At 66.6% G+C, this 7,080-nt stretch carries 6 protein-coding genes and 1 pseudogene; 5 read left to right on the top strand and 2 right to left on the bottom strand.

Features of this window, described 5'->3' with window-relative positions:
- Window positions 1-518: pseudogene (locus tag NUU27_RS24325) on the bottom strand (AraC family transcriptional regulator); the annotation flags it as partial.
- A 111-nt stretch (window positions 519-629) separates the two neighbouring features.
- Between NUU27_RS24325 and pobA the strand changes: the two are divergent.
- The 5 genes from pobA (at window position 630) to NUU27_RS24300 (ending at window position 4,751) form a co-directional block, all read left to right on the top strand.
- The gene (gene pobA / locus NUU27_RS24320) at window positions 630-1,802 is read left to right on the top strand and encodes a 4-hydroxybenzoate 3-monooxygenase (protein WP_257764884.1); all 1,173 of its coding nucleotides are present in this window, start codon (window positions 630-632) and stop codon (window positions 1,800-1,802) included.
- Between the two features lie 19 nt (window positions 1,803-1,821).
- Entirely contained in the window at window positions 1,822-2,226 is a 405-nt protein-coding gene (pcaC, locus tag NUU27_RS24315) for a 4-carboxymuconolactone decarboxylase (RefSeq protein ID WP_257764883.1), read from the top strand.
- Window positions 2,223-2,963, top strand: a complete 741-nt coding sequence (gene pcaH, locus NUU27_RS24310) for a protocatechuate 3,4-dioxygenase subunit beta (RefSeq protein WP_257764882.1) — start codon at window positions 2,223-2,225, stop codon at window positions 2,961-2,963. Before pcaC ends, pcaH begins: the two co-directional genes overlap by 4 nt.
- Window positions 2,963-3,577, top strand: coding sequence for a protocatechuate 3,4-dioxygenase subunit alpha (gene pcaG / locus NUU27_RS24305; protein WP_257764881.1), 615 nt, complete (start codon window positions 2,963-2,965; stop codon window positions 3,575-3,577). Before pcaH ends, pcaG begins: the two co-directional genes overlap by 1 nt.
- A 109-nt stretch (window positions 3,578-3,686) precedes the next feature.
- Complete coding sequence (locus NUU27_RS24300; protein ID WP_257764880.1) at window positions 3,687-4,751, top strand: 3-carboxy-cis,cis-muconate cycloisomerase; 1,065 nt, start codon at window positions 3,687-3,689, stop codon at window positions 4,749-4,751.
- A gap of 186 nt (window positions 4,752-4,937) precedes the next feature.
- Here the strand turns inward: NUU27_RS24300 and paaZ are convergent, their stop codons facing one another.
- Complete coding sequence (paaZ, locus tag NUU27_RS24295; protein WP_257764879.1) at window positions 4,938-6,965, bottom strand: phenylacetic acid degradation bifunctional protein PaaZ; 2,028 nt, start codon at window positions 6,963-6,965, stop codon at window positions 4,938-4,940.
- Window positions 6,966-7,080: the final 115 nt, after the last annotated feature.

Genomic DNA, 7,080 nt, shown 5'->3' with positions numbered 1-7,080 from the left:
GCCCGCGCCAGCCAGACCAGCATCTGGGTGACCAGCGCATCGAGCATCAGGTCGCGGCCGAGGTCGCGCCGCGCGTTCTCCTCATGGATTCGCCGGAACAGGCGATCGATGTGGTGGCCATCGCCCTCCTCCCCGGCCAGATCCACGACGCGCGCCTCGGCGAAGAAGGCGGACAGAGGCCACTCGGCCCCCAGCGGCAGGGACAGCCGGTCCGCCAGAACCGTCGTCACCAGCCCCTCGGAGCCTTGCGCGAAACGGAAGCCATGCGCGGCACCGGGTGGTATGAACAGCATGCAGGGCGCGGCAAAGGCTCGGCCCTCCTGCCCGCCACCGAGCAGCATGCCCTCTCCCCTCGTCACCCAGAACACCTGGAAAAGCGCCGAATGCCGATGCACCGCGATTTCCCAATTGTGCAGCTCGCTGCGCGTCGAAAGCGTCTCGCAGTGAAGCCAGAAATCCGAAGATTCCCCTGTTTTTTCTTCATAAAGCCGGTAGTTGGGTATCCCACGCCGTGCCATGCCGCATCTCCCGTATGATCGAAATGTGCAATCCTTTGCCGAAAATGTCCATTGCCGCCGGCAGCAGGAATTTCCACTCTGACGGTCGGCAACAGGGAGGATTGCATTGCCGTGCGCACACAGGTCGCCATCATCGGCTCCGGCCCAGCAGGACTGCTGCTCGGGCAGCTCCTCACCAATGCCGGCATCGACAATGTCATCCTGGAACGCTCGTCGAAGGCGCATGTGCTTTCGCGCATCCGTGCCGGCGTTCTGGAGGAAGGCACGGCCGCCATGCTCGACGAGGCCGGCACCGGCGCGCGCATGCGCCGCGAAGGCTTGCCGCATGACGGCTTCGACCTCGCCTTCGACAACCGCCGCCACCGGGTCGACCTATATGGCCTGACCGGCGGCAAGCGCGTCCTCGTCTACGGCCAGACCGAGGTCACCCACGATCTGATGGACGGGCGCGAGGCCTCCGGCGCCGTCACCGTCTATGAGGCCAAGGACGTGCAGCCGCACGGCTTCGATGCCGAAAATCCCTTCGTCACCTACGAAAAGGATGGCGTCACCCACCGCATCGCCTGCGATTTCATCGCCGGCTGCGACGGCTACCACGGCATCTCCCGCCAGTCCGTCCCGCACGAGGCGATCGAGACCTTCGAGCGCGTCTATCCCTTCGGCTGGCTCGGCATCATCGCCGACGTACCGCCGGTCGGCCATGAACTCGTCTACGCCAACCATCCGCGCGGCTTTGCCCTGTGCTCGATGCGTTCCACCACGCGCAGCCGCTACTATGTGCAGGTGGGCGCCGACGAGCGGGTCGAGGAGTGGCCCGACCAGCGTTTCTGGGACGAGATCCGCCGCCGCCTGCCCGAACGGACCGCCGCCGCGATGACCGTCGGCCCGTCGGTCGAGAAATCCATCGCGCCGCTGCGCTCCTTCGTCGCCGAGCCGATGCGCTTCGGCCGGCTGTTCCTTGCCGGTGATGCCGCCCACATCGTTCCGCCGACAGGCGCCAAAGGCTTGAATCTGGCTGCGAGCGACATCCGCTATCTCTTTGATGCGCTTCGCGAATTCTATATCGAGAAATCGACGGCCGGGCTGGATGCCTATTCGGCAAGGGCGCTGGCGCGGGTGTGGAAGGCCGAGCGCTTTTCCTGGTGGATGACGAGCACCCTGCACCGCTTCCCCGATCAGGGCGCCTTTGGGCAGAAGATCCAGCACGCCGAGCTCGATTATCTGTTCCAGTCGCGCGCCGCGCTCACCATGCTGGCGGAGAACTATGTGGGCCTGCCCTTTTGAGGCCTGAAAGGAGACAGTGATGTCGGAAGACGACAGGAGCCCCCGCTATCAGGAGGGCATGAAGACCCGCCGCGCCGTCCTCGGCGACGACTGGGTGGACGCCGCCGAGGCACGCAAGACCGATTTCGACGCGCCGTTCCAGACGCTCATCACCGAAGCGGCATGGGGCCATGTCTGGTCGCGCCCCGGATGGACCAGGCGCGAACGCTCGATGGTCACCATCGCCCTGCTCGCCGCGCTCGGCCAGCACGACGAACTGGCCATGCATGTGCGCGCCACCGCCAACACCGGCGCCAGCGCCGAGGATCTGCGCGAAGCGATGCTGCATGTGGCGATCTACGCCGGCGTGCCGGCGGCCAACCATGCGATCAAGATCGTCAAGTGCACGCTCGCCGAGATGGAGGGAGAAGGAGAAGGAGAATGAGAAACGACCGTCCCGAAACGGGAGGCTTTTTCCAGCGCGACCGTCTCTGGCATCCGCCGGCGCTGACGCCCGGCTACAAGACCTCCGTCGTCCGCTCGCCGCAACGGGCGCCGATAGCTTTCCCGCACACGCTGTCGGAGGTCACCGGCCCGACGTTCGGCCGGCAGATCCTGGGCGAGCTCGACAACGACCTGACGCTGAATTATGCCCGCCCCGGCGAGAGCGCCATGGGTCCGCGCATCATCGTCTACGGCCGTGTGCTCGACGAGCGCGGCGTCGGCATGTCCAACGTTCTGGTCGAATTCTGGCAGGCCAATGCCGGCGGCCGCTACCGACACAAGAAGGACGGCTATCTCGCCCCGCTCGACCCGAATTTCGGCGGCTGCGGCCGCACCATCACTGACGAGGACGGCAACTATGCCTTCCGCACGATCATGCCCGGCGCCTATCCCTGGCCGAACGGCATCAACGACTGGCGCCCGGCGCACATCCATTTCTCCGTGTTCGGCCATGGCTTCGTGCAGCGCCTGATCACACAGATGTATTTCGAGGGCGATCCGATGATCTGGCAATGCCCGATCGTCGCCACCATCCCCGACCGGCGCGCCGTCGAGGGACTGATCGCCGCCCTCGACATGCAGGCCACCGTGCCCATGGACGCGCGCGCCTACAAGTTCGACATCGTGCTGCGCGGCCGCCGCTCGACCCTGTTCGAAAACCGCCTGGAGGGAAACTGATGGCCCAGCAACTCGGACGCCTCAAGGAGAGCGCTTCTCAGACGGCAGGCCCTTATGTCCATATCGGCCTCACCCCGAATTTCTGCGATATCTCCGGCATCTACCCCGAAGACCTCGGCCAGCCTCTCGTCAACGACAAGACGAAGGGCGAGCGCGTGGCGGTGGTGATGCGGATCTTCGACGGCACCGGCACGCCTCTCAAGGACGTCCTCGTCGAAACCTGGCAGGCGGATGCCGAAGGCCTTTACAACTCGCCATCCGAAACGCGCGGCGCAGCCGATCCGAATTTCCAGGGCTGGGGCCGCTTTCCCTCGAACATGGAGACGGGCGAGATCCGCTTCGAGACCGTCAAGCCCGGACGGGTGCCCTTCCCGGACGGCCGCATGATGGCCCCGCATATCAGCCTGTGGATCGTCGCGCGCGGCATCAATCTCGGCCTGTCGACCCGCATGTATTTCGGCGACGAGGCCAAGGCGAATGACGCGGACCCGGTGCTCACCCGCCTCGAGCATCAGAACCGCATCGCGACCCTGATCGCCCCCCGCGACGGCGACACCTACACCTTCGACATCCACCTGCAGGGAGACAGGGAGACGGTGTTTTTCGACATCTGATCGGGCATAGTGCCAACGAAAGGCACTCGCATCCCCGCCAACGATGAACAAATGCGCTGGAAAGCTGGACGGGAACCCCGCGAGTGTCAGGAACGAGGCAAGACCGCCAATGACGATCTCCCCCTTCGATCACCCGATCCTCTCCGGCCTTCTGGGCGACGAGCCGCTTGCCCATCTGTTCTCGGCCCGTGCCGAGATCGACGCCATGCTCCGCTTCGAGGCCACGCTCGCCGAGGCGGAGCGCCAGGAGGGCGTCATCCCGGCAGATGCTGCCGAGGCGATCGTCGCCCTTCTGGCAACCTTCAGCCCGGACGTCCCGGCCCTCAGGGCCGGCGTCGCGCGTGACGGTGTCGTCGTCCCGGCGCTGGTCGCCGAACTGCGTGCGAAGCTGCCCGAAACCTGCCGCCCGCATCTTCATTTCGGCGCCACCAGCCAGGATGTCATCGACACGGGCCTGGCACTGCGGCTGAAATCGGCTTGCGCCATCCTCCTGGAGCGCCTTGCCACCGTTTCGCAGAGCCTCGCCCTGCTCGAGGCGCGCGACGGTGCGGTCGAGGTGATGGCGCACACGCGCATGCAGGCCGCCATCCGCGTTCCCGCCGCGCGCAAGATCGGCTCCTGGCGCGCGCCCCTCGAGCGTCACGCCGAACGCCTCGAGCGCGCGCGGCAGGCCGTGGAGATCCTGCATTTCGGCGGCGCCGCCGGAACGCTCGACAAGCTCGGCGCAAAAGGTCCGGCCGTCGCCCGCCATATGGCCGCTGCCCTTGGCCTCTCCCTGGTCGACCATGTGCGGCATTCGGAACGTGACGGCATCGCCGAACTTGCCTCGGTCCTGTCGCTCATCACCGGCAGCCTCGGCAAGATGGGCCAGGACGTGGCGCTCGCCGCACAGAGTGAGATCGGTGAGATCGTGCTTTCCTCGGGCGGCGGCTCGTCGGCGATGCCGCACAAGAAGAATCCGGTCGCCGCCGAAACCCTGGTCACGCTCGCCCGTTTCAACGCGACGCTGCTCGCCGGCATGCACCAGTCGCTGGTGCACGAGAACGAACGCTCGGGCGCCGCCTGGACGCTCGAATGGATGCTGCTGCCGCAGATGGTCGTCGCAACGGGCGCGGCGCTGGTGAAGGCCGGGGACCTGGTGGACGGGATAAGCTTCAGGCCGTTGGAGCGGTAGACACGGCGAGAGCGTCCTTCTGTTCTTCACCCTCGTGGTTCGACAAGCTCACCATGAGGGTGAAGAAGGCGCAGCCGCAGCGCGCTTCGAAGCGAAGGCGCCCGAGGAAGCCCCTCATGGTGAGCGCCAAGGGAAGCCCTCATGGTGAGCTTGTCGAACCACGAGGGCGGGAGCCAGCCTTCGCCCCTACATCGCGTTCATCGTCAGCAGCTCGTAGCCGGCCACCTGCTCGCCGTCCTGATTGTAGACGCCGACATCCCAGCGCACCTCGCCATAGTCGTCGTTGCGGCGCGTCTTCTGCTTCACCGTCAGCCGGACCTTCAGGCTGTCGCCCGGAGAAACCGGCTTCATGAAGCGCAGGTTGTCGAGGCCGTAATTGGCAAGCACCGGCCCGGGCGCCGGCTCGACGAACAGTCCGGCGGCAAAGGACAGGATCAGGTAGCCATGCGCCACGCGTCCTGGAAAGAACGGATTGGCGGCCGCGGCCTCTTCATCCATGTGGGCATAGAACGTGTCGCCGGTGAAGGTCGCGAAATGCTCGATGTCCTCCAGCGTCACCGTGCGCGGACCGGCCCAGAGCGTGCGTCCCGGGTGCAGTTCGCCGAAGCTCAGGCGGAACGGGTGCGGCTCCTTCTCGACGGTCGCCGCGCCCGGCACATAGCGGCCGGTGATGCCCGCGATGATGTCGGGGCTTCCCTGGATCGCCGTGCGCTGCATGTAATGCATCACGCCGCGCATGCCGCCCATCTCCTCGCCGCCGCCGGCCCTGCCCGGTCCGCCATGCACCATATGCGGCAGCGGCGAGCCGTGGCCCGTCGCCTCCTTGCCGGTGTCGCGGTTGGCGAAGTAGAGCCGCCCATGGAAGGCGCCGGCTCCCAGCACGGCTTCGCGCGCCACTGCCGGATCATGGGTGAAGACGGAGGCCACCAGCGACCCTCCGCCGCGATTGGCGAGCGCCAGCGCATGGCCGAGGTCGCGATAAGGCATGACCGTCGACACCGGCCCGAAGGCCTCCACCGAGTGCAGCCTTTCGGCGCCGTCCGGATCCTCGCAGGAAAAGAGCATCGGCGGCAGGAAGGCGCCCTTGCCGGCATCCGCCCCTTCCACCTTGAAAGCGTCCGGATCACCGAAGACGCGCTTCGCCTCACCCGCCAGGATGCCGGCTTTCTCCAGAACGTCGGCGCGCTGCGCGAGGCTTGCCAGTGCCCCCATGCGCACGTTCTCGGCACGCGGATTGCCGATCACCGTCTTGCCGAGCCGCTCGGCAAGAGCCTCGATCACCGCATCGCGGCTTTGCGCCGGCACGATGATGCGGCGAATGGCGGTGCATTTCTGCCCCGCCTTGGCGGTCATCTCGCGATGCGCTTCCTTGATGAAGGCCTCGAACTCCGGCGTGCCCGGCGCCGCATCAGGCCCCAGGATCGAGGCGTTCAGCGAATCCTGCTCGGCGATGAAGCGCACGGAGTTGCCGATGATGGTCGGGTTCGAGCGCAGCATCGCGGCGGTCGAGGCCGAACCGGTGAACGACACCACGTCCTGCCCCGTCAGCCGGTCGAGAAGATCGCCCGTGGAACCGGCGATGAACTGCACGGCACCTTCCGGAAGGAGCCCCGATTCCACGATCATGCGGAAGCAGGCCTCGGCGAGCCAGGCGGTGGCCGAGGCCGGCTTGACGATCGCCGGCACGCCGGCGATCAGCGTCGGCGCCAGTTTCTCCAGCATGCCCCAGACCGGGAAGTTGAAGGCGTTGATGTGCACGGCCACCCCCTGCAGCGGGGTCGCCACGTGCTGGCCGACGAACCGGCCGGAGCGCGAAAGCTGCTCCAGCGCGCCTTCGACCAGCACGGAATCGTCCGGCAGCTCGCGCCGCGCCTTGGAGGAATAGACGAACAGAGTGCCGATGCCGCCATCGATGTCGATCATCGAATCGGGCTTGGTCGCCCCGGTCTCGTAGGACAGCTCGTAGAGCGCTTCGCGCCGCTCGTTGAGATGCTGCGCCAGCGCTTTCAGCGCGAAGGCGCGGTCGTGAAAGGTCATGGCGCGCAGAGCCGGCCCACCGACGCGCCGGGCGTGGTCGGCCATGGCGGCGAAATCGAGCCGACCGCCGATCTCCGCCACCACGCGACCGTCTATGGCACTTCTGAGCTTCGCCGTGTCGCCGGACGGTGCGATCCACCGGTCGAGGGCGAAGCTGTTCACGGGAATGATGGACATATGGATCTCCGTTCAATCATGCGGTCACGCCAGCGCCGGCCCCTCACCCTTACCCTCTCCCCGCAAGCGGGGAGAGGGAGGCATCCACGTCGTGGCCATCCTCCTTCTCCCCGCT

It is taken from the genome of Nitratireductor sp. ZSWI3, assembly GCF_024655565.1.
Classification (GTDB): Bacteria; Pseudomonadota; Alphaproteobacteria; order Rhizobiales; family Rhizobiaceae; genus Nitratireductor.
The sequence above is the reverse complement of the archived record's forward strand: the minus strand, read 5'-3'. Positions and strand labels throughout refer to the sequence as shown.